Raw genomic sequence first — 21,613 nt, 5'->3', positions numbered from 1 at the left:
AGGATAATTGTTAATGCAATCAAGAAGATATTTTCTAAAAAGTGCCGGCATAATGGTGGCTGGTGCGGTGGGAACAATCGGAAATGCTGGCTGCAGCGCTTCCCGCATGGCTATAGCGGGTGCAGAGAAAAAAACAAAGCCAAATGTTATCATTCTCTTGATAGATGATTTGGGCTATGGCGATGTCGGTGCATTTGGCTGCGAGGATATACCTACCCCCAATATGGACAGATTAGCCGAAAGGGGCGTAAAATGCACCAATTCTTATGTAACTAATCCTCCTTGCAGTCCTAGCCGTTGCAGCTTGATGATGGGTATGTATGCCCAGCGGTTTGGTAAATATGGTATGGCTCGCGGGCTGCCCTTGCCGGAAAATAAACCTACATTGGCCGAATATATGCGGGATGCAGGCTATGCTACCGGAATGGTTGGCAAATGGGACATCGGCTCACCAGAGCAGCCTCCGATGAAGTGCGGCTTTATGGAGGTTGCCAAAATCCCTCCCACAGAGGGCAAGAATCGTTACATTTGCATTAATCAAGACGGCTCTAAGGGGTGGCGTACTGATATTGAAGGTGATATGATGACCGATTTCATAGCCCGGCACAAAAATGAACCGTTCTTTCTGTATTTTTCCCCGCAGGCTGTTCATTCTCCAAGCAGTGAGGTTCCGGAGGAGTTGCGAAAGCGGTCAAAGGCCTCCGGTAAGCGCCGGGCACTGGCAGGCAATATAATTTCTGTGGATGATCAGGTTGGTAAACTATTGACCGCCCTTGAAAAATATGGACTGAAAAAGGATACCTTGATTTTTCTAACCGGAGACAACGGTCCGAATCTTTACGAAGGTGGCAGCTCCGATCCATATCGAGGCGGTAAAGGTTACGGAACCCAGCAGGAAGGCTGGGTTCATACGCCGACAATTATTTCGCATCCGGGCACTATTCCACAGAACAGTTTCTATGAGGGGCTGATGTGTACCTTGGATTTTTATGCCACAACTGCGGCCGCTGCCGATATCCCGATTCCTACGCATTGTGATGGTGTGGATCTGATTCCTTACCTGAAGAGGCCTGATTTGGGGGATGCTCATCCATTTTTGTTTTGGCTGAACAAAGACCCCACCGACCCTAAGCACCGCCATTTAACCGCTGTACGCTGGAAAAAATGGCGATTATATAAGCACAAAAATCTTGGATGGCAGTTATTTGATTTGGAAAGAGATCCTAAGGAGAAAAATGATTTGGCTGATAAGCATCCTGAGATTGTTCGAAAAATGGCTTCAAAGCACGCTGAGTGGGCAAAAACGCTTGCTCCAGTTAAAACCGCCTCCGCGAATGGGCTTCCTCAGGACACTGGAGGGAAAGTGCCTGTCGGTTATGGCTGGACATATGCGGTTGAAATCAATAACAAGGTTTAAGTGTAAACATTTTTGGTCTTACCGCATTAGGTGTCAGGCCGATTTGATTCTGCACAGGAATGGCCATTGCCAGCAGTGATTTAATTTGAAAGTGTCACTAGTCTCAGTACTTGCTCTCATGGGCCTCGCGACTGTGTAAGAAATATGAAGAGTTTCTGCTATGAAGAACTTTTGTGAAAAATGCTGCAACTATGCAGGCCAGCCTTGGAAGGCGCAGAAATGGATCAGAGAGGTTATGGACAGGCTCTACCAGCCCACCCCTGACGGTCTTTGCGGGGATGAGGATAACGGCCAGACCTCAGCGTGGTATGTATTCTCAGCTCTCGGCTTTTATCCGGTATGCCCTGGTTCAGGTGAGTTTGTGATAGGAAGCCCGATTTTTGAAGAGGCTGAAATGAAGCTCGAAAACGGAAATACTTTCACCGTGGAAGCGGAAGATAACTGCAAGGATAATATCTATATCGAAACCGCCCGTTTGAACGGCAAGCCGTATTCGAAGACTTATCTGAATTATGAAGATATCCAAAACGGCGGAAGAGTATCCTTCGATATGTCCGATAAACCAAACAAAGACTGGGGAGATGATCCTTCCGATGCACCTTACTCAATGTCTAAAGAATTGGAGTAAGAGCAGAGGCAGGCTTTAGAGTGTTAATGTACAAATCGCAATGACTGGTTAATTAAACGAAAGGAAGAACCGTGAGAATCCAAACAATTCCAATACTTTTTGTATTTCTGATGATGGGCGTTGCAGATGCAATGGGCCCGATGTCTGAGGCAGTAAGGGAGAATTACGAACTCAGCAACGTAACAGCAACCCTCTTATCGTTCTTTGTATTTATAGCGTTCGCTGTTTTCAGTGTACCTGGCGGTCTTCTGGCAGCAAGAATCGGCAAGAAAAGACTTCTTCTTCTCGGCCTTGGCCTCAATGCAGCAGCTATGCTGATACCGTGCCTTGTGGATCCTACATTTGCCGTTCTTCTCGGCTGCATTTTCGTTCTGGGGATTGGAACAACGTTCCTTCAGGTAGCCGGAAATCCTATTATGCACGATGTGAGCGCTGAAGGCAAATACGGCCGCAATCTCAGCTTCGCTCAGGGCTTCAAGGGAATCGGAAGCTCAGTTTCCTCATATCTGGTAACGGCTGTTGCAGGTTTTGCGATATTCAAAACACTTGGCTGGAGAGGCGTATTCCCGATTTTCTTCGTGCTTATGGCAGCAGCTTTTATTTGGGTTTGCACTATCAAAGTAAACGAGACAAAGGCAGACGTTCCACCAAGCCTGAAGTCCGGTCTTGGTCTTTTGAAAAAGCCTGTTTACGCTTTAGCGGTTCTCGGGATCTTCCTTTATGTGGGCTCTGAGGTATGTATGGCAAGGTTCCTCCTTCCTCTTCTTGAAAAGATGGGTCTTGAAGAAACCACAGCCTCAAGATTCGGCCCTGCATTTTTCTTCCTTATGCTGACAGTCGGCCGTCTCGGTGGGGGTGCTGTATTGAACTTCCTCTCTCAGCGTACCTTCTTCAGGCTCTCAGCCCTGATGGGTCTTGCCGGCGGGTTGATACTAATGTTCGGTGCGGCGAAGATAGCAGTACTGGGCGTATTGCTTGCAGGCCTCGGATTTGCTAATATCTGGCCAATGCTCTTCTCAATTACAGTAGAGAAGGACCCAGCGCGCGGAAGCGAGCTCAGCGGCCTTATGTGTATGGCTATCTCCGGCGGGGCGCTCGTGCCGCTGGTTATGAGCAAGCTTGTTGATATGGAGCTCGGCACTAAAGCCTTTATCGTTCCTGTAATCTGCTTTGTGTATCTTCTGGTACTTTCCCTTGAGAAGGATAAGCCGAAGCAGGATTGAGTAGGGTGGTTGAGAGATGTAAGTGCTTGCTATAAAAGAAGAAACCCCGCCAGAGAAGCTCTCGGACGGGGTTTCTTGTATAATGCGGGTAGAGGGAATCGAACCCTCATCTCCAGCTTGGGAAGCTAAAACTGTGAAATAAGGTGAAAAACAGGCCATTCATAAAACCTTGTTATATTGATGTTTACAAATGATTTATTGCGTATCAGCAAAGGTGTTCCGCAATGAAATTCCTAAAATTGCGGAACGCTGCTTATTCCTCAAATATTTTTTGCAGTCTATAAAGCCGCCTTGAATTGATGGTTTGTTTGCCGGCTGAAGGCAAAGATTTGCAAGGTTGCAGCATTATAAAAGTTTTAAGTTTGCCAATGGTTTTGTGCGGTTTTACATTAGCGGCTCAATCCTCTTCTTCCTTGATGGAGGGGGGCTCTTAAATGCTTAGGATTTCTCAGAGGCAAGAAAACCCTTTTTCATTATGCCATTTTGCAACTGGCCATCCCCATCCCTGCTCACATAGTTTTGATGCGTTCTTTATTGTAATCAATCAGCCGGCTCTTGTTCTGCGGGGGCTGGATTGTAACCATATGCAGGATTTTTATCATTCCAGTACCTTTCGAGTATCTCGTTCTAAGCTTCAGTCTTTGGATTTTTATGCGATCCCTCGCTTGCTTTTATTAACGTTTGCCTAATTTTTTTGCGATTCTTTAGACTTGCTAAGTTGTATCCCGCCTTAATCAAATTACTTTTAGTATACAACCCCAGTAGGGTTTTTTGTTGCATAATTTTCAAACTATTATGTATGTGTAGTGTATATGATATGAATAAGAGATTTTGCTAATAATGTTCAAGTCCTGTGTCTAAAAGGTTTGTATTTTTGATTTGAATTGTTGAAGCAACAAAAAATCGCCTCATGCGCTTTGAAAAGTTATTATTTAAATTTTTAAAAATTTGCTTGACTTTTATTTTTTAGAATAAATAATGAATAAGTAATGAACAAGTTGTGCGACATATTGGCATATGAATCAAATATAATTATGCCCTCCAGAGCAAGAGGGTGGGAGCATAGAGATGGCAAAATCATCAACAGAGCAGATTGAACTGAGCGGCAAACTAGCCGGGTTGCGAGGGGCTATGCGTTCTCGGCCTAAGTATGAAATCATAAAAGAGTTTCTAATTGAAGAGCTCAGCAGCGGAAACTATCAGCCCGGGCAGGCCCTGCCCTCTGAGAACATGCTTATTGACAGGCTTGGTGTTGCGAGGAATACTGTCCGCAATGCCATAGACGAGCTTGTTAAGGAAGGTTATGTTCGGCGTGTTCACGGCAAGGGGAATTTTTTCACGAAAAACCCCAATAGCAGCAAAGAAGAACAGCTTGCAGTTCTAAGCCTTCTGCTTCCTGAAATCTCACATGGTATATACCCTGTTCTAGCCAAGGGGTTTGATCATTGTGCAGGCCTAAAACGCCATCAGGTTCTTCTCTGCAATACCGACTTCAACATCAGCAAGCAGGGCGATATAATTCTACAGATGCTTGATAAGAATGTCTCCGGAGTGGCGATGGTTCCAGCACTTAAGCCTCAAACGCCGGCATATCATGCAGCTCAGCTCCAGCGTCACAACATACCCGTTGTGTTCTGCCATCGTCCAGTAGCGGGCGTTTCAGCGCCTCTTATCACTTGGGATGCGGCGGAAGTTGCAAAGCTGGCCGGGCGTACTCTTGTGGAAAATGGCCACAAGCGGATAGCTTATTTTGCACGCACAAGATATTCACTGACAGCAGTTCATGAAAATGCTTTACGGCAGACACTCGGTGATTGCGGATTAGAGCTGCCCGCAAAGAATATATTTTACGGTAACGGCCCCGGGGAAGGACCTGATTATCAGCTTCAGAAACGTATGGATGCCCTCAAGCCAATGGTAGGCGGGGCGGATCCGATTACTTCGATTTTCTGCAATGACGATGAAGAGGCCGAACTTGTTCAGTTTGCCCTGAAGGAGCTGGGGCTTCGGATACCGGAAGATGTTTCTTTGATCGGCTTTGGAGACCGCCATGCGAGGAACGGGGTGTTTCTCGACAGGCTTACATCTGTAACGATTGATGAATACGAACTGGGCGGCAGAGCGGCTAAAGTTCTTGATGAGATGCGAACCGGACAGAGGCCTTTGGATTCTGATGAAGTGATTTACAAACCACTTGCCCTTTATCAAGGCAAGACAGTAGCACAGATTTAGCGTTTTGAGTGATAAAAAATGAATTAATTATTTTCAATAGTTTTGCGAAAGAGTTTCAAAGAAAGGAAGGTGGCTATGTGAAATATTTTTGTTGTTTTTTTAATGATGTTATTTGGCAACATCAATTATTGAAGAATTTAATTATTAAGAGTAAAAGGTGAATATTATGAGAAAAATATTGATTGTGCTAATTTTGGGATGTCTAATATCAGCAGGAGCTCAGGCAGGACTTATAGCGCATTGGGCTATGGATGAAGCTGCAGGTGCATCGGAGGCGGTTGATTCGGTCGGAAATGCAAATGCAGCTCCATCATCAGCTTCTAACGGCACAGATCCAGCTTCTGGTGCACAGGGGAGATTTGGTAAAGCTTGGGAATTTGACGGCTCTAATGATAATCATCTTAATGTAGCCCCGCCTGATCAGGCGGTTTTCACCACTCTCGGCTTTACAGGATTCTCTTACAGTGGCTGGGTTAAGGTATCCGACGGAATGAGTGATACTATTTTCAGTATTTCTGATGCCGCAGCGGGCAGCGAAGAAGCCGCTTTGCGTGTTGTAAGCGGAAACCTTAATTTCCTTGGAAGACACAACAGTAATGACAATGTTGACATATCCGGTGGAGCAAGCCTAATGGATGATGAGTGGCACCATGTAGCAGTATCAAGCAGCGGGCAAACAGGAACACTGCTTTATCTTGACGGCAGTGAAGTGGCATCAAGTTCTTTCGGTGTTGACATTGATACTTTTACTACCAATGACGGTAATGTAGCTGTGAATTTCGGCGCTAACAATGACAACGGCAGCGGCCTGCAGTGGGAATACGGCGGGCTTATTGATGAGTTTCGTGTTTATGATCATGCATTGAGCGAAACTGAAGTAGAAAATTTGGCTGTTCCCGAACCTGCTACAATTTCATTACTGGCAGCCGGCTTAGGATTTTTTGCAGGCAGAAATAAGCAGAAGTAATTTTCAAGCATATAGAAAGTGAAAGGAGGTGCTGAGAGTATTTGAGTTTAATTTTTAATAGTGTTTAATTTGTTTTATTTAATTTAAGGAGATCTTTAATGAATTCTCGAAAAAAGAAACTTGTAATCTTATTGCCGATGCTGGTACTGTTTATTGCAGCTCTGCCGGCAAGCGGAGCTAATCTTGTTGCCCAGTGGAAACTGGATGAAGGCAGCGGGCAGGCAGTCGCGGATTCCAGCGGCAACGGCTATGACGGCCAACTGGGAGAATTTCCGTTGGAAGATATGCAGGACCCGCTTTGGGTTTCCAGTTATACAGATGCATTCGGGACACAGCGAGGCCCTGTTCTGGAATTTGACGGCACCTATTTCAACAAGAGATATGTAAATCTTGATGCCCAAGTAAATTCCTTTGCGAATTTGCCTACTGGTACTATTTCAGTATTTTTCAAGAAAGACACTTTAGCTGAATCTGATCCTAGTCCTGTGCATGTAAATAATAATCAGGTTATTTTCAGTCTGTCTGACAACTCTGCTCCTTCATGCGAGTTTGTAATGATTGTTGAGTCTTCGGTTTTGAAGATTATGAGCCGAGGCGGAACTGCAGATTGGAGTCTTCAGAGCGAGCCTGATATGTCTGGAGAAGATGTTGGGCTTACAGACGGCAATTGGCACCACGCTGCAATAACCGTTGATGCTTTGGGCAATGCGGCTTTATACGTTGACGGAGAGCAGAAAGCTACGGCTGAAGGTGTTTCATTCCTTGATAATGTAAGCAGCGGCGTTTACTCAGCAAACACCATGGCTTTGGGTGCAAACGACGACAGCGGCGGAGGCAAGCAATGGGCATTTGACGGTCTGCTGAGTGATGTGCGGGTTTATGATGATGCATTAAGTGAGGCAGAAGTTCAAGCAATTATCCCGAGAGCGGGTACTGTTACTGAAACTGATGATTCAACAGAAGTAACAGAAGGCGGCGCAACAGATACTTTTGATATTGTTTTAGACAGTATGCCTTCCCAGCCTGTTACGGTTATTGCAGACCCGAACGACCAGCTTGATCTGGGTAACGGAGCGGGAGCTCAGAAGAATATTGATTTTGATTCAACCAACTGGGACACGCCTCAAACCGTTACTGTTACTGCTGTAGATGATTTAATTGGCGAGCTTCCAATGGATGTAGATATTCTGTTCAGCGTAAGCTCTTCAGATCCCGGATTTGATGAGGCGTGGCTCTCTCCGCGAAGTGTATCTGTTACGGTGTATGATAATGACGCCAGCAATTCTCAGCTTGTTGGCCATTGGAAACTTGATGAAAATACAGGACAGACAGCGGCAGATTCAAGCGGAAACGGTTATGACGGCGTTTTAGGTTCTACAACTGGTTCAGATGATCAGGATCCTGTCTGGACAGATAGCTTTACAGACAGCTACTCATATACGAGAGGGCCAACCCTTGATTTCGACGGCAGATACTATGATCAGCAGTACGTTGATCTAACAAACTACGTGAACGATTTTGAAGATCTTAGCGCTGGTACAGTATCAATGTTCTTCAAGCAGGATACAGAGGAAGAAGACCCGGGCGTATCTCATACTACCCATCTGAATCTCTTTGGCATATGCAACAGCAACATGGGAAGCAGTGAGTTTATGCTGTTTACAGATAGTAATCGTCTTGCAGTGCTTTCCCGCGATGACGGCGATGTTGTTCTTTCCATGGAATCTGATGTATCTCTTCCGGTTGATGGAAACTGGCATCATGCAGCAGTTTCGGTAAGCCAGACAGGAAGCGCATCTTTGTATCTTGACGGCGAACTTGTTGCTATATCTTCAGGCGGATTCTTCAGCTCAATACAGGGCCTCAACGTTATGTATATCGGTTTGAACGAAGATTCCGGAGGCCAGCAGTGGGGCTTTGACGGTCTTATCAGCGATGTGAGGATATATGACAACGCCCTTACATTCAGTGAGGTTAAGGAGCTTATACCGATGGTTGCTGCAGTCACTGAAACAGATGATTCAACCAGCGTAATGGAAGGCAGCACTACAGATTCTCTTGATGTTGTCCTTACAAATGCGCCAAGCAGCAACGTCAGTGTTACTATTGAAGGTAATGAAGAACTCGATTACGGTGAAGGTGCAGGTAATCCGAAGACTCTTACTTTCACTCCTTCAAACTGGGATACTACTCAGGCAGTAACTCTATCAGCGGTTGATGATTTAGATCAGGAAGGTAACGAAACTGTTGAGATTACTTATTCCACCTCAAGCTCTGATGAGGCCTTTGACAATGGCTGGGCAGAGCCGAGAACTACAACTGTAACTGTACTTGATAACGAGTGCGGCGTATGGGGATACAACGAGATGGACTTCAATGAAGACTGTTATGTAGATATTGCAGACTTTGTTATGTTCGCTAACGACTGGCTCAAATGCACCGATCCTCAGGGATCCGGATGCGAAAATCTTAACTAATTAAAAACACAAAAGTGCCCCGGTTATCAGGGCCGGGGCCTTATCCTTATTAAATACCTTAATTGGAGATATAATGAAAAAGAAATTAAACAGGCATGGTTTTACTCTCATTGAACTGCTGGTTGTTATTTCTATCATTGCGCTGCTTATGGCAGTGTTGATGCCCGCATTAAGCAAAGCAAGAGAGCAGGCCAAGCTTGTTGTATGCGGAAATAATCAACACCAAATGATTCTCGGGATTCAGTCTTACCAGTCTGACAATGGAGGCAAGCTGCCTCCCTGCACGCAGGGAAGGGCAAACGGAAGCTTTACTGTGCCCTGTCATTTAAATTACCATACAGGAAATTTCAGTGGTTCACAGCCCATGAACGGCGGTTCTGTTGGGAGTTATCTTGCAAAATACTTGCCGAATTCTGAAGTTTTTAACTGCCCTCTTTCAAAGTGGGACAATAAAATGATGTGCTACGACACTGTAAATGGCGGCAAAGCTACTGTTGATGAATTATATCGCAACGGAAGCAATTACTGGCTGAAATGTTCGTATTTTCTGCTTTGGAATTACGGCGGCTTCGATTTTACCGGCCGTGAAAATGTACACGGCTACAAACCTTTCAAGGGGCCGGGATATAAAAATTCCGACCATACCCTGCTCACAAGCGATGTGCTTTTTTATAATGACGTGAACTTCGGCCCGAGAAAATGGCTCAGCTCACATCCGGCAGACGGCTTTGCACAGCCTCCGGAGCGTTCTCCTGTTCCCCAGGATGACAGCCCTCACCCTTATTACCAGAAAGAAAGCCCGGACGGTCAAGATGTGCCGGAAGTAACTATGAACGCAGGCTATCTTGATGGAAGTGTTCAGCGATATAAAATCGGACCTGAAAGCGCTACACATGGCAGCAGTAATACGAAGTATTACATACCGCTAAAGTACAAATAATATTTTGCCTATTAGCCCCGAGATGAAAGGATTTATTTTGAAAGCATTTTTTACGGCTGTTGCAGTGTTTCTTTTACCCTGCTTTTTAGTTGCGAGTCCGCTTCAGGATGATGTTCTCTTTGAGCAGGGAGAAGAGGGATATAATACGTTTAGAATTCCCGCGCTGTATGAAACTTCCAGCGGAGCGCTGCTCGCATTTGCCGAGGGGAGAGTAAACGGCGCAGGTGATACAGGCAATATTGATACTGTACTGAAACGAAGCATTGATGGAGGAGAAAGCTGGCTTCCTATGCAGGTTGTCTGGGATGATGGTGGAAATACCTGCGGCAACCCAACTGTACTGCAGGATCCTTTTAATGGCCGCGTATGGCTTTTTATGACCCATAATTTAGGTCAGGATCATCAAAGCGAGATTTCAAGAGGTACGAGCGACGGCGTTCGAACGATATGGTCTTGCTGGAGCGACGATGACGGGAAGAGCTGGTCTGTCCCAGAAACTCATTACCCCGAAATTGATCCTTTTGACGACCCACCTAACGGCTGGGATGCTACGGGCCCAGGAAGAGGAATTGTTTTGAAAAAGGGAACAAACGCCGGCAGATTAATCATACCGGCGATCGAAAGAAATATATACAGCGACGATCACGGCCAAACATGGCAGGAGAGCTCTTTTCTACCGCCCGGTTCTAGCGAATCACAGATTGTTGAGCTGTCTAACGGCACGCTTCTTCGTAATGACCGCAACGTATGCTGTAAAGAAACCAACAGAAGATTATTATGCTTCAGCTATAATCAAGGGCTTTCTTGGACATCATTATTAGTTGCAGATCAGCTTATAACTCCAATATGCCAAGGCAGCACTATAGCACTTTCCTCAAGCATAGGGCAGGGAGGTCAGATGTATACCTTTTCAAACCCGGCCGCTACAAGCAGAATCCGAATGACAGTGAAATACAGTTACGACGATTGCAGCAATTGGACAAAGGAAAAATTGATTCATTCCGGCCCTTCCGGATATTCCTGTCTTACAGGAATTGCAGAGAATTATATTGGACTGCTTTATGAGGCCGGAGAAAGCAGATACTACGAAACTATAAGATTCGCAAAATTCAGGCGGCAATGGGTCCATGAAAATACTGTTTTTCGATGGGATTTTGAAGAGTTTGATGCGTCTCAAACATTAGCAGCGGGTTCTGATGTTCAGGACAGCCTTGGTTATGGATACAAAGGTGAGCTTTCAGATTCGCTGGAATTGATATCAGCGCAAATAAATTCCAAACCCCAGAAAGCCGTAAGTTTTAGCGGACAGAGCGGACAGGGAATTGTGCTTGGAGACGGCGAATCTCAAAATATGCTTGATGTTGGGATTGATGAGCCGATTACAATTAAGGCTGTTTTTAGAACTGAAAACCACAAAGAAGGGGGTTCGGTGGGAGCGGGAGCCATTGTCTCCAAGGATGTTGGACCTAATGTGCCTTCATGGTGGATGAGGGTTCAGGATGGCTTTGTTCGTTTCTATATGGAAGATGGTAGCAATCCTGTTTCTCTTTGGAGCAGCAGCGAGGTATGTGATAATCAGTGGCATCAAGTTCGGGTTGTTCGTGACCCATCACAGGAAGAGGTGTATTTGTATCTGGACGGCCAGCTTGAAGACTCCCAAAGCGACCAGCTCACCGCATCTGCGGCAAATTCAAATGATATTGTGGTTGGGGCTTTTAATGCTGTTCAGCGAAATTTTATCGGGGATATTGCCTCTGTTCAGATTTACAAATCAGCAGCATTTACAGATGAATGCGGCGAATGGGGCTATAACCAGATGGATCTCAACAAAGACTGCTATGTTGATACGTTTGATTTGTATTTGTTTATGAACCAGTGGCTTGATACCACTAATCCGCTTTAAACACATTTATTCAGCAGTCAAACAATTAAATATAATAGAAATATAAAACTGAGGTTTTTATGCAGCCGAAAAAAATTACTTTGAAGTTAATCTTGTGTATTTTTGCTATTTTTGTTTTTGCCGCTATAACGGGTTCGGGAAAATTGTTTGCAGGAGAATCTCCCGGCATTGAAAAGAAGGATTTATTTATCAGCAGCGAGGGCGGATACGATACTTACCGTATCCCTGCATTGGCTGTAACCAACAAAGGGACAATTCTCGCCTTTTGCGAAGGACGAAAAGCAGGTGCGGGGGATGCCGGCGATATTGATCTCTTGATGAGAAGAAGCACAGACGGCGGACAAACTTGGAGCCCTCAGAGAGTTGTATGGGATCACAAAGACAATACTTGCGGGAATCCATGCCCTGTTGTTGATCAGCATACCGGTACTGTTTGGCTTTTTTCAACTTGGAATCTCGGCAGCGATCATGAAAGTGCTATTCTGAAAGGCAAAAGCAAAGATACCAGAAGGGTTTTTGTTATGCATTCCAAAGATGACGGCAAGAGCTGGTCGAAGCCGGAGGATATTACAGAATCTGCCAAAGCGCCTAACTGGCGATGGTATGCCACAGGCCCAGGCCACGGCATTCAGCTCAATCATGGAAAGCATAAAGGAAGGCTCGTGGTGCCCGCTGATCACTCCTTCCAGCCGGTTGGAGGGAATAAATACGGGGCTCACGTAATATACAGCGATGACCACGGCAAGACTTGGCAGTACAGTGATGCAGTTTTGCCCGGAGCAAACGAGAATGAAGTAGTGGAGCTGATGGACGGGCGGATTCTAATGAATGCCCGTAACCATCGTTACCGCGGCACGCGCATCAAGGCTTACAGCTCTAACGGAGGGCAAACTTGGACAGAAGTGCACTATTCCTCCGAGCTGCAGGAACCTCGCTGTCAGGCGAGTACGATCAGGTATTCTCCGGGAAGGTATGTCGATTCGCAGAAGGATATTATCCTTTTTTCCAATCCCGATCATTCAAGCAGAAGAATTAATATGACTGTAAAAATGAGTTTGAACGGCAGTGAAAACTGGCATTTCAAGAAAACCCTTCACAAAAATGCAGCGGCTTATTCCTGCCTCGCTGTTTTGCCTGATGGCAGGGCTGCTTGTTTTTATGAATGCGGCGAAGACTATCCTTACAAGAAAATTACTTTTGCTGCATTTACGCTCAAATGGCTAACCGGTCTGGAAGATGTTATAAACTAATTGAATGGATATTTGTATGAATAAGGAAGCAGCTTATCCCCGGAATAATTTTACGGCGGCTCTTGTCATTGCCGGAATTTTAGCGTTTGCAAATCAGCCGCTTTTTGCAGAGGCAGCGTGGTTCGTTCAAGAAGGCAAGGCTGTAGATATAGTTGATGCCGGAGACGTTTGGAGTGAGGGTTCTGACGGGTTAACCGCCTCCGGAAGCAGAAGTCGGCTGGATGCCGGCAAATGTGTAGGTTCTGGAGATTTCAATATAATTGCTGTTCTCAAGCTGGATGATATAAAAAAAGATAATGCTTCATTTATGATTGATGCCGGGAAAGGGCTGGATGTTAGCGAGCTCATTTTTGCCCGAAACGGCAGAGTGGTTGTACGCGGATTTTTCTTCGGAGACCGCACACAGACCGCTCGGAAACTCAATGGCCTGATTTCTTCAAAAAAATGGTTCAAGCTGAATATAAAACGAAAAGACGGAGTTGTATTTTTTTTGGTTGAGGGTGAGCTTGTTTGGAAGATGCGCTACGAAAACAGCAGGCCATTCGGCAAAGTATCTCTCAAGCCCGGCAGGGCTGAAATGACAGTTCGGCATTTCGGTATGCGTGGGAACACCTATCCTCTGGATGAATGGACTCCAAGGCTCGAAAGAGATTATTCAGTTGCAGGCAAATACAGCACAGATGTGTTTGTAAGTGGTGAAGGGGGCTATCATACCTACCGCATCCCTGCTGTTGTACGTTCAATAGAAGGCACGCTCCTCGCTTTTGCAGAGGGCAGGAAAGACAGTCATCACGACCATGGGGATGTGGATATTGTTCTACGCCGCAGCGTTGATAACGGAAAAAGCTGGAAACAAATGAAACTCGTTTATGAAGAAGGAGACACTGCTAAAATAACGATAGGTAATCCTTCTCCTGTAGTTGACAGGGAAACAGGCCGCATTTGGCTGTTTTTCTGCAGAGACAATAAAGAGGTTTTCTCAACCTACAGCGATGATGATGGATTGAGCTTCTCTGAGCCAGTCAATTTGACAGGCAGCCTTAAAAAAGAGAATTGGGGAAGCTGGTATGCAACAGGCCCCTGCCACGGGATTCAGCTTGAAAGCGGCAGGCTCGTTATCCCCGCAAACCACAGTGAACCAGAAGGTGGACGGGTACATATGATTGTATCTGATAATCACGGCCAGAGCTGGCAGATTGCTGATGTGCTTGATCCCGGCACAAACGAAAACTCTGTAGCCGAACTTCAGGACGGCAGGATATTTGTTTCTATTCGCCGCGCAGACCATAATAATAAAAAGCAATACTGCCGGAAAGTGGCCTGGAGCAAAGACGAAGGAGATAACTTCAGCAGTGCAGAACTTGTAAGCTCACTTGTAGGTCCGATATGCCAGGCGGCAGTTCTCTCTTTTGATTATCAAAATAATGAATCAGTTCTTCTGCACAGCAATCCAAAATCACAGCGTAGGGAAAGAATGACTGTGCGCGCAAGCAATGATGGCGGAAAGAGTTGGAATGAAGGTCTGCGCGTTTATGAAGGATCTTCTGCGTACTCAGATATGGTGCAGGTAAATCCAAACACTGTGGGCTTGCTCTTCGAGCGGGATTTATACGGCAGCATTACTTTTACTTCGTTGGATATCGAAGAAATAGTCAGATAAAACTTAATGTTGAAACTTTGTATTTAGTATTAACCCAAACTTATGGCAGCATCTTAGATTGGAATTATTATGGAAAATGTAACAGAAAAAAAAGAGATTAACGGAGGGGTGCTTGTTCCGATTATTACCCCTGTAGATGAGAATGAGAATGTTGATGAAAAAGCCTTCAGGGCAGTAATCAGGCATTGTATTGATGCTGGTGTGGATGGTATCTTTGCCGGTGGTTCAGCCGGGATGGGGCCTCTGCTGGCTGATGATCAATGGAAGCGTGCGATGGAGATTGCCAGGGATGAAGTGGCCGAGCAGGCTGGGCTCGCCGGCGGTGTGATAGCCACTTCCACACGCAGAGCTCTTGAGAAGATTGACATACTCAGCAGGCTGGATTTTCCCAGTATGGTAGTAACCCCTACATACTACATCGCTCTTACAACAGAAAAGGAAATGCTTTCGCATTTTTCTGCCTGCCGTGAAGCGACAGATATGCAGATGATAACCTACAATATTCCGGGCTGCGTTCAGAGCACTGTTCCTGTTTCGGTGATTGAATATATGGCCGAGAAGGGCTGGACTAATCTGATCAAGGAAAGCAGCGGAGATAGAGACTACTTTCTGAAAGTGCTTGATGTATGCCGTCGTCATTCAATCGGCGTAATGCAGGGCAATGAACCTGATATTGAATGGGGGCTTAAAGCCGGTGCAGCGGGTATAGTTCCTGTTTGCGCAAATTATGAGCCTGAAGCTTTCGTTACTGCTGTCGAAGCGGCAAAGCAGGGAGACTCACAACAGCTCTCAGAAACTCAGGAGCATATTTCAGCTGTTCGTGAAGTTCTGCTTCTTGGAGAAGAGAAAAACTGGATTGCTGGAATTATGTACGGCTTGTCAACACTTGGTATGGGAATAGGAAGGCCTGTCCGCCCGATTCAGGAATTAACTAAAGATCAGAAAGCCCCTATCGACCAACTTAAGAGCACATCAACAGTTTTTTAAGAGGGAAGATGTGCGAGCGCTTAATGCAGATCAGATAAAAGGCAACTGGGCTACACTGCTTTCAGCATGGAATTCGGACGGCTCGCTTGATATGGAGCGGGTTGCAGATGAGGCGGATGTCCTGATTGATATGAATGTTGATGGAATCTATTCTAATGGAACTACAGGAGAATTCCACTGTCAGAACGAAAAAGAATTCGATAGGATCTCAGAATGCTTGGCGGAAAAATGCAATAACGCCGGCATGCCGTTTCAGATAGGCGTGAGCCATATGTCTGCCCAGATATCTCTGGAGCGGCTGAGGCGGGTTGTTCATTTAGCCCCTTCTGCTGTGCAGGTGATCCTGCCGGACTGGTTTCCCGTTAGCGATGAAGAGGCAGTTGCTTTTCTGAAACTTATGGCGGAGGCAGCTGAGGGGATAGGGCTCGTGCTCTATAATCCGCCGCATGCCAAGAGGGTTTTAGATCCTGAGCAGGTAGGGCGTCTTTCAAGGCTGGTGCCCGAGTTGACAGGCTTAAAAACAGCCGGCGGAGATCAGATTTGGTATGCCTCAATGCGGGAGCATATCCCACACTTGAGCGTTTTTGTTCCGGGGCATTTGCTTGCAAGCGGCATACAGCAAGGGGCCAGCGGTTCTTACTCAAATGTTGCCTGTCTGAACCCTGCTGCTGCTCAGAGATGGACAGAACAAATCTATCAGGATATGTCTTCAGCTCTTGAGCTCGAAAAGCGTTTGAAGGAATTTATGAAGAATTACATCGCCCCTTTCATTACTAAAAAAGGTTTCTGCAATGGCGCCTGCGACCGATTTATGGCTGTTGTAGGCGGATGGGCTGATGTTGGGAGCATAATGAGATGGCCGTACAGATCTATACCTGAATCAGAAGCCCCCCGAGTTCGTCAAGCGGGACAGAGGCTTATACCTGGATTTTTTTAATAACTGATAACTTGAATGATTATATAAGAAGGATGATTGATAAATGATTGAACCACTGAAAAAACTTCTTGATCACTTAAACAGCATACTTGACCCTGACCGACAGGAAGAGATTGAACAGCGTCATAAACGGGCTTTGAAATGGCAGCAGACCGACAGGCTTCCGCTAGTGATGTGTTATCCTTTAGATAAACGGGCAGATTTCCTGCCTTTCCCGCACAGGGAGATCTTCGAAAGCCCTGAGAAAATGTTTTACAACGAACTCGTACACGCATTTGATACAAGCATCGCAATGCGTGATAAAATCAATGACGATTTGCCTTTAACTGTAAGAGCAAATTTCGGAACAGTTTTAGTGGCTTCAATGTTTGGCTGTGGAGTAGAAATTGCAGATGATAATCCCCCATGGGCAAGACATCTTGAATCAAAGGATGAGTTTGAAAAATGCCTTGATAATTTCGACCCATCTGATTTTTCAAGCCCTTGGATGGCTAAAGCGGAAAAAACGCTGAAGGTTTACAAACAGATACTTTCAGAATATCCAAAGCTTGAGAATATGATTCAGATTGTCTTACCTGACCTTCAGGGACCGCTGGACAACGCGGCTATGGTGCGAGGGAGCGAGTTTTTTGTAGAGCTGCTTACCGAGCCGGAATTAACTGCTAAAGCGATGAAGCTTGCCGCTCAGGCTCAGGCTAAAGCAGCCGAGCGTTTTTCTTCTTATCTTACCGAAAAGGTAAATGGTTTTGCTCACCAGCACGCTGCGATGATACGCGGGAATATACTCCTTAGAAATGATTCTTCAGTTATGATCTCCCCTGAAATGTATTCTGAGAAGATAGCCCCTTATGATGAGCTGGTTCTAAAATCTATGGGCAGCGGATCCATACATTCATGCGGCAGGATTGGCCATGTAGCAGAAAAGTTTACAGAAATACCGCACTGCCTTTCTGTTGATTTCGGCCAGCCCGAGATGAATGATTTAGATACTATTTACAGTATTGCAAAAGAACGAAATATTTCGCTTATAAGAGTTTCTGTTTCCAAAGAACAGCTTATAAGTGGTGAAGTGCAAAAACGCTTCCCTACGGGAGTTTCGCTGGTTTACAGGGCAGACTCTTTTGCCGAGGCCCAAGAGTTAATGAAGCAGTACTCCGGCAGTTGAGTTTGCAATTGAAAAATGACTTACGCTTTTGAATAGCAGAACCTGTTTGCAGTTTTGTTAAAAGAATGAAATAATTTTATGAGAGTTGGTTTTATGAAAATTATTGCAAAAGTAATGTTTGTATTTGTATTTTTATTCTCTTTGGCCTGTTTTGCGGCAGAGGAGAATTCGATATCACCAGAATATATGGACTGGACTGAGCTGCCGGACTTGCCCGATTCACTCGGAAGGGCAGGGATGTTCTCTGGAGTTCACAACGATGCCCTTATCCTCGCAGGAGGGGCGAATTTCCCAAAGCCTATATGGGAATCCGATAAGCAATGGCATAAAGACATTTATGTTTTAACTAAAGACCCAGAGTCTGAATCCGGCTTCCAGTGGCATAATGGTTTCGAGCTTTCCCGTCCTCTAGCATACGGAGCATCTGTATCCACCGAACATGGCGTAGTATGTATGGGCGGTAACGATTCGAAAAGGGCTTACTCTGATGTTTTTTTGCTGAGCTGGAATCCGCAGAGCAATTCAATTGAAAAGCAGGAGCTTCCGTCTTTGCCATCTCGCTGCGTTTATGGAGATGCGGCAAAAATAGGCAGCAAAATTTATTTTGCCGGCGGAACGACGGGCAGCGGCCTCGAAACTGCAATGAATAATTTCTGGTGCCTTGATTTATCTCAGGTTGATGAGCCTGAAAATCTCAGCTGGCAAAAACTCCCCCCATGGCCGGGTATGCCCAGAGCGTTCAACATTACTGCCAGCCAGCATAACGGCAGAACAAACTGCATATATGTAATGAGCGGACGCTGCAGCGGAGAAGACGGCAAGGCAAAATTTCTAAAAGATGTGTATGAGTTCAATCCGCTGGTGTATGACCCGGCGCAGTATAATTCCGAAACACAAAACTATAACGGGCCAATAGATCCATGGCGTAAACGAAAATCACTCCCAAACTGCATAATGGCCGGCACGGCTATCGGTGTTGGTCAGAGCCATATATTTGCCTTTGGAGGAGCAGACGGAACATACTGGGGACGCGAGAATGAACTGAAAGATGAGCATCCCGGATTCCCTGAGAGAATGTACGTTTACCATACCATCACCGATACATGGGTGGAATCAGGCAGCCTCCCGGCCAATCAGGTAACGACTAATGCAGTCCGCTGGGGTGATGACCCTGTAAACGATCCGATAATAATCCCTTCCGGCGAGGTTCGTCCAAGAGTGCGTTCTCCCAAACTATACTCTGGCACCCCTGTCCAGCTAAAGAAGGCAATCGGCTGGATAGATCTTTCCACAATCGTAATCTATCTTGGGTTGATTCTTGGCGTGGGTGTATTCTTCTCATTTCGAAACAAAAATTCCAACGACTATTTCCGTGGCGGCCAGCGTGTCCCGTGGTTTGTTGCAGGGCTCAGTATTTTTGCAACAATGCTGAGCTCCATAACATTTATAGCCATTCCTGCAAAGGCTTTTATGACAGACTGGGTTTACTTTTGGGTGAATATGTGCGCTGTCGTTTTAGCGCCTCTTGTTATAATCTTCTTCCTTCCGTTCTTCCGCAAGATTGATGCAACAAGCGCTTATGAGTATCTCGAGAAACGCTTCAACCGTTTTGTCCGTCTGTTTGCAAGCGCATCATTTATCTTCTTCCAGATTGGAAGGATGGCAGTAGTTATGTATTTGCCGGCTCTCGCCCTTGCAGCTATTACTCCTCTATCGCAGATACAGTGTATTATGGCGATTGGCGTCTTGAGCCTGATTTACTGCACTATGGGCGGTCTTGAGGCTGTTGTTTGGACCGACGCAATACAAACATTCATCCTTCTTGGCGGGGCTTTCTTGAGCTTTACCTTGATTATTAATGGTATTGAAGGAGGTTTTGGAGGTTTCATCGAAACGGCCTCTGCTGATAACAAGTTCCATCTGGTTAACTGGGATTTCTCTTCAGTGAGCTTTGCCACCACGGCTCTATGGGTTGTTGTGCTTGGCGGTCTTGGCCAGCAGCTGGTTCCTTATTCTTCAGATATGGCTGTAGTTCAGAGATATATGTCTGTGTCCTCTATGAAATTTGCCAAAAAGTCTATTTGGACCAACTCAATAACTATCATTCCGGCATCAATACTTTTCTTCGGCGTTGGAACAGCTCTGTTTGTTTTTTATAAGGACAACCCTGCCCAGCTCGACCCTACTTTCAAGAATGATGCGGTCTTCCCGCTTTTCATTGCCCGCGAGCTTCCTGTGGGGATTGCTGGGCTGGTAGTGGCAGGCGTGTTTGCTGCCGCTCAATCAACTGTTTCCACAAGTATGAACAGTACCGCAACGGCATTTGTAACCGACTTCATAAGGCCTTTCAACTTGTTGAAAGGAGAAAAAGCCTTCCTTCGTTTAGGCAGGATTATGACTTTCACATTCGGGTTGCTGGGCGTTGTTCTGGCTCTGATGTTTGCCACCTCAGACATTAAATCACTGTGGGATATGTTTATGACAATCCTCGGCTTGATGGGAGGCGTGATGTGCGGTTTGTTCTGTCTGGGTATATTCACCACGCGGGCAAACGGCGGCGGCGCTGTGATAGGGGCAGTACTCGGAGCCTCAGGGCTCTATTGGGTGCAGAAAGCTACCGATGTGCATCTCCTGCTCTACGGCACTATAGGAATAGTCCTGTGCGTGGTAATCGGATACGCTGCGAGCCTGTTTATGCCGAAAACTCCGGAAAAGACCGAAGGCCTTACCATACATACATTAGAACCTAAGTAAATAGAAATGAGCAGATAGAAAATTAGCTAGACAGCCAATTATAGAAGGAACATACTTAAGCCTCTCAGGCTTCTGGCAATTTACTTTGAATCGCATTTTTTATCCGTTCCAGAGTTATTGCTTTGGAGTCTGATAGTTTGAACGTTTTCTTGGTCAATTATTGATTAAGGCGACAGCGTTTACAAGTCTGTAACCCCGATTTCTCACTTAGGGGGTAAAAAGTGCGTTTTCACCCCCGTCAGAGGGGTTGGTCTGTCGCCAAAGATGTGTTATTTTTTCAGCTGACCGCTGTATATTTTCGGCGGTTTTTGCGGCGGCAGTTCTATCTTCAATTTTTGCAGCAGCAGCTTGTGTTCGTCTTCCGGTTCGTTATATCTCTGCATCAGCAGAGTTCAGCTGTCTTGGGTTTCTTGGCTATGCTGTAGTAAGAATTGGTTTTGTCATTCTTCTTTCGGCTGTGTTTCTTCAAGTACATAACAATATTATTGCAGATGAAAAATCACTTGCAATAGGGCAGGTCTGTACCAGAGACTAAAGCGACTTTGAGACGCCGATTAAAGCGAAGAATCAAAGAAAAAAAATTGATTTTTCACGATTTTGAACGCTATCTGAGAAATCGGGGTTGACAAAAAAAAGAATTGAAACAACAATTTACTCAGATGAATCTTAATCAAAATGTGTAACTGGCAGGTAAGGCTAATCGCCTTTCTCAGCCATCTCATCAGTAATCGCTTTAATCTTCAGCAGGACTTCTGCCTTCCCGACTGGATCGAGCTTATCATACATATCAAGCACCGCTATAGCATCTTCTGAAAGCATATCCCTAAGCTGCCTTGCAGGCTTGCCCTGATAAGCTCCGCTTTCCTTCCTCAGCTCTGCCAGCTCTATATTGAGCGCATCAGCCATTTTCTCGGCAGTTTTACGATACACATTGTGCATACCTTCTTGACACAGCCGGCTGATCCGGAATTTGCTAATGCCGGTTTTTTCGGCAAACTCAAATTGCTTAAACCCTTTGTCTGCCAAGGCCTGTTTTAGAATGTCTCCGTTAATTCGTTCCATTAGACTCTAAC

General features: G+C 45.6%; 15 protein-coding genes. 14 read left to right on the top strand and 1 reads right to left on the bottom strand.

From position 1 onward, the window contains the following. The first annotated feature begins 13 nt into the window (after positions 1-13). The 14 genes from STSP1_RS02785 to STSP1_RS02720 all read left to right on the top strand — a co-directional run bounded on the left by STSP1_RS02785 (position 14) and on the right by STSP1_RS02720 (position 20,540). The gene (locus STSP1_RS02785; protein ID WP_085754895.1) at positions 14-1,417 is read left to right on the top strand and encodes a sulfatase family protein; all 1,404 of its coding nucleotides are present in this window, start codon (positions 14-16) and stop codon (positions 1,415-1,417) included. 160 nt (positions 1,418-1,577) lie between these two features. Further along, complete coding sequence (locus STSP1_RS02780) at positions 1,578-2,045, top strand: glycoside hydrolase domain-containing protein (protein ID WP_085754894.1); 468 nt, start codon at positions 1,578-1,580, stop codon at positions 2,043-2,045. A gap of 71 nt (positions 2,046-2,116) precedes the next feature. Then, positions 2,117-3,268 (top strand): MFS transporter, encoded by a 1,152-nt coding sequence (locus tag STSP1_RS02775; protein ID WP_085754893.1) that lies wholly within the window; start codon positions 2,117-2,119, stop codon positions 3,266-3,268. A gap of 1,068 nt (positions 3,269-4,336) precedes the next feature. Next, positions 4,337-5,500, top strand: coding sequence for a GntR family transcriptional regulator (locus STSP1_RS02770; RefSeq protein WP_085754892.1), 1,164 nt, complete (start codon positions 4,337-4,339; stop codon positions 5,498-5,500). Positions 5,501-5,666: 166 nt separating this feature from the next. Continuing rightward, positions 5,667-6,467: a LamG-like jellyroll fold domain-containing protein gene (locus tag STSP1_RS02765; RefSeq protein WP_085756644.1), complete on the top strand. Its 801-nt coding sequence runs from the start codon at positions 5,667-5,669 to the stop codon at positions 6,465-6,467. Between the two features lie 98 nt (positions 6,468-6,565). Beyond that, the gene (locus tag STSP1_RS02760) at positions 6,566-8,944 is read left to right on the top strand and encodes a LamG domain-containing protein (protein ID WP_085754891.1); all 2,379 of its coding nucleotides are present in this window, start codon (positions 6,566-6,568) and stop codon (positions 8,942-8,944) included. Between the two features lie 73 nt (positions 8,945-9,017). Then, complete coding sequence (locus tag STSP1_RS02755) at positions 9,018-9,884, top strand: type II secretion system protein (protein ID WP_085754890.1); 867 nt, start codon at positions 9,018-9,020, stop codon at positions 9,882-9,884. 37 nt (positions 9,885-9,921) lie between these two features. Next, positions 9,922-11,787, top strand: a complete 1,866-nt coding sequence (locus tag STSP1_RS02750) for an exo-alpha-sialidase (RefSeq protein ID WP_161491575.1) — start codon at positions 9,922-9,924, stop codon at positions 11,785-11,787. Positions 11,788-11,930: 143 nt separating this feature from the next. Next, entirely contained in the window at positions 11,931-13,037 is a 1,107-nt protein-coding gene (locus STSP1_RS02745; protein WP_161491574.1) for a sialidase family protein, read from the top strand. A gap of 16 nt (positions 13,038-13,053) precedes the next feature. Beyond that, the gene (locus STSP1_RS02740) at positions 13,054-14,697 is read left to right on the top strand and encodes a sialidase family protein (protein ID WP_161491573.1); all 1,644 of its coding nucleotides are present in this window, start codon (positions 13,054-13,056) and stop codon (positions 14,695-14,697) included. A 69-nt stretch (positions 14,698-14,766) separates the two neighbouring features. Continuing rightward, positions 14,767-15,684 (top strand): dihydrodipicolinate synthase family protein, encoded by a 918-nt coding sequence (locus tag STSP1_RS02735; RefSeq protein ID WP_085754887.1) that lies wholly within the window; start codon positions 14,767-14,769, stop codon positions 15,682-15,684. Positions 15,685-15,694: 10 nt separating this feature from the next. After that, a complete protein-coding gene (locus STSP1_RS02730; RefSeq protein ID WP_085754886.1) occupies positions 15,695-16,621 on the top strand; it encodes a dihydrodipicolinate synthase family protein in 927 nt (308 codons plus the stop codon). Between the two features lie 43 nt (positions 16,622-16,664). Beyond that, entirely contained in the window at positions 16,665-17,786 is a 1,122-nt protein-coding gene (locus STSP1_RS02725) for a uroporphyrinogen decarboxylase/cobalamine-independent methonine synthase family protein (RefSeq protein WP_085754885.1), read from the top strand. A gap of 93 nt (positions 17,787-17,879) precedes the next feature. Continuing rightward, the gene (locus STSP1_RS02720) at positions 17,880-20,540 is read left to right on the top strand and encodes a sodium:solute symporter family protein (protein WP_226997497.1); all 2,661 of its coding nucleotides are present in this window, start codon (positions 17,880-17,882) and stop codon (positions 20,538-20,540) included. Positions 20,541-21,236: 696 nt separating this feature from the next. Here STSP1_RS02720 and STSP1_RS02715 read toward each other — a convergent pair. Beyond that, the gene (locus STSP1_RS02715) at positions 21,237-21,602 is read right to left on the bottom strand and encodes a helix-turn-helix domain-containing protein (protein WP_085754883.1); all 366 of its coding nucleotides are present in this window, start codon (positions 21,600-21,602) and stop codon (positions 21,237-21,239) included. Positions 21,603-21,613: the final 11 nt, after the last annotated feature.

This window comes from Sedimentisphaera salicampi (assembly GCF_002117005.1).
Lineage (GTDB): Bacteria > Planctomycetota > Phycisphaerae > Sedimentisphaerales > Sedimentisphaeraceae > Sedimentisphaera > Sedimentisphaera salicampi.
This window is presented reverse-complemented; position numbering and strand designations above follow the sequence as displayed.

Bases quoted from the DNA above. Each gene is read 5' to 3' on its own strand.
- STSP1_RS02785 (WP_085754895.1), top strand. From the start codon at position 14: ATGCAATCAAGAAGATATTTTCTAAAAAGTGCCGGCATAATGGTGGCT.
- STSP1_RS02780 (WP_085754894.1), top strand. From the start codon at position 1,578: ATGAAGAACTTTTGTGAAAAATGCTGCAACTATGCAGGCCAGCCTTGG.
- STSP1_RS02770 (WP_085754892.1), top strand. From the start codon at position 4,337: ATGGCAAAATCATCAACAGAGCAGATTGAACTGAGCGGCAAACTAGCC.
- STSP1_RS02765 (WP_085756644.1), top strand. From the start codon at position 5,667: ATGAGAAAAATATTGATTGTGCTAATTTTGGGATGTCTAATATCAGCA.
- STSP1_RS02760 (WP_085754891.1), top strand. From the start codon at position 6,566: ATGAATTCTCGAAAAAAGAAACTTGTAATCTTATTGCCGATGCTGGTA.
- STSP1_RS02755 (WP_085754890.1), top strand. From the start codon at position 9,018: ATGAAAAAGAAATTAAACAGGCATGGTTTTACTCTCATTGAACTGCTG.
- STSP1_RS02740 (WP_161491573.1), top strand. From the start codon at position 13,054: ATGAATAAGGAAGCAGCTTATCCCCGGAATAATTTTACGGCGGCTCTT.
- STSP1_RS02735 (WP_085754887.1), top strand. From the start codon at position 14,767: ATGGAAAATGTAACAGAAAAAAAAGAGATTAACGGAGGGGTGCTTGTT.
- STSP1_RS02725 (WP_085754885.1), top strand. From the start codon at position 16,665: ATGATTGAACCACTGAAAAAACTTCTTGATCACTTAAACAGCATACTT.
- STSP1_RS02720 (WP_226997497.1), top strand. From the start codon at position 17,880: ATGAAAATTATTGCAAAAGTAATGTTTGTATTTGTATTTTTATTCTCT.
- STSP1_RS02715 (WP_085754883.1), bottom strand. From the start codon at position 21,602: ATGGAACGAATTAACGGAGACATTCTAAAACAGGCCTTGGCAGACAAA.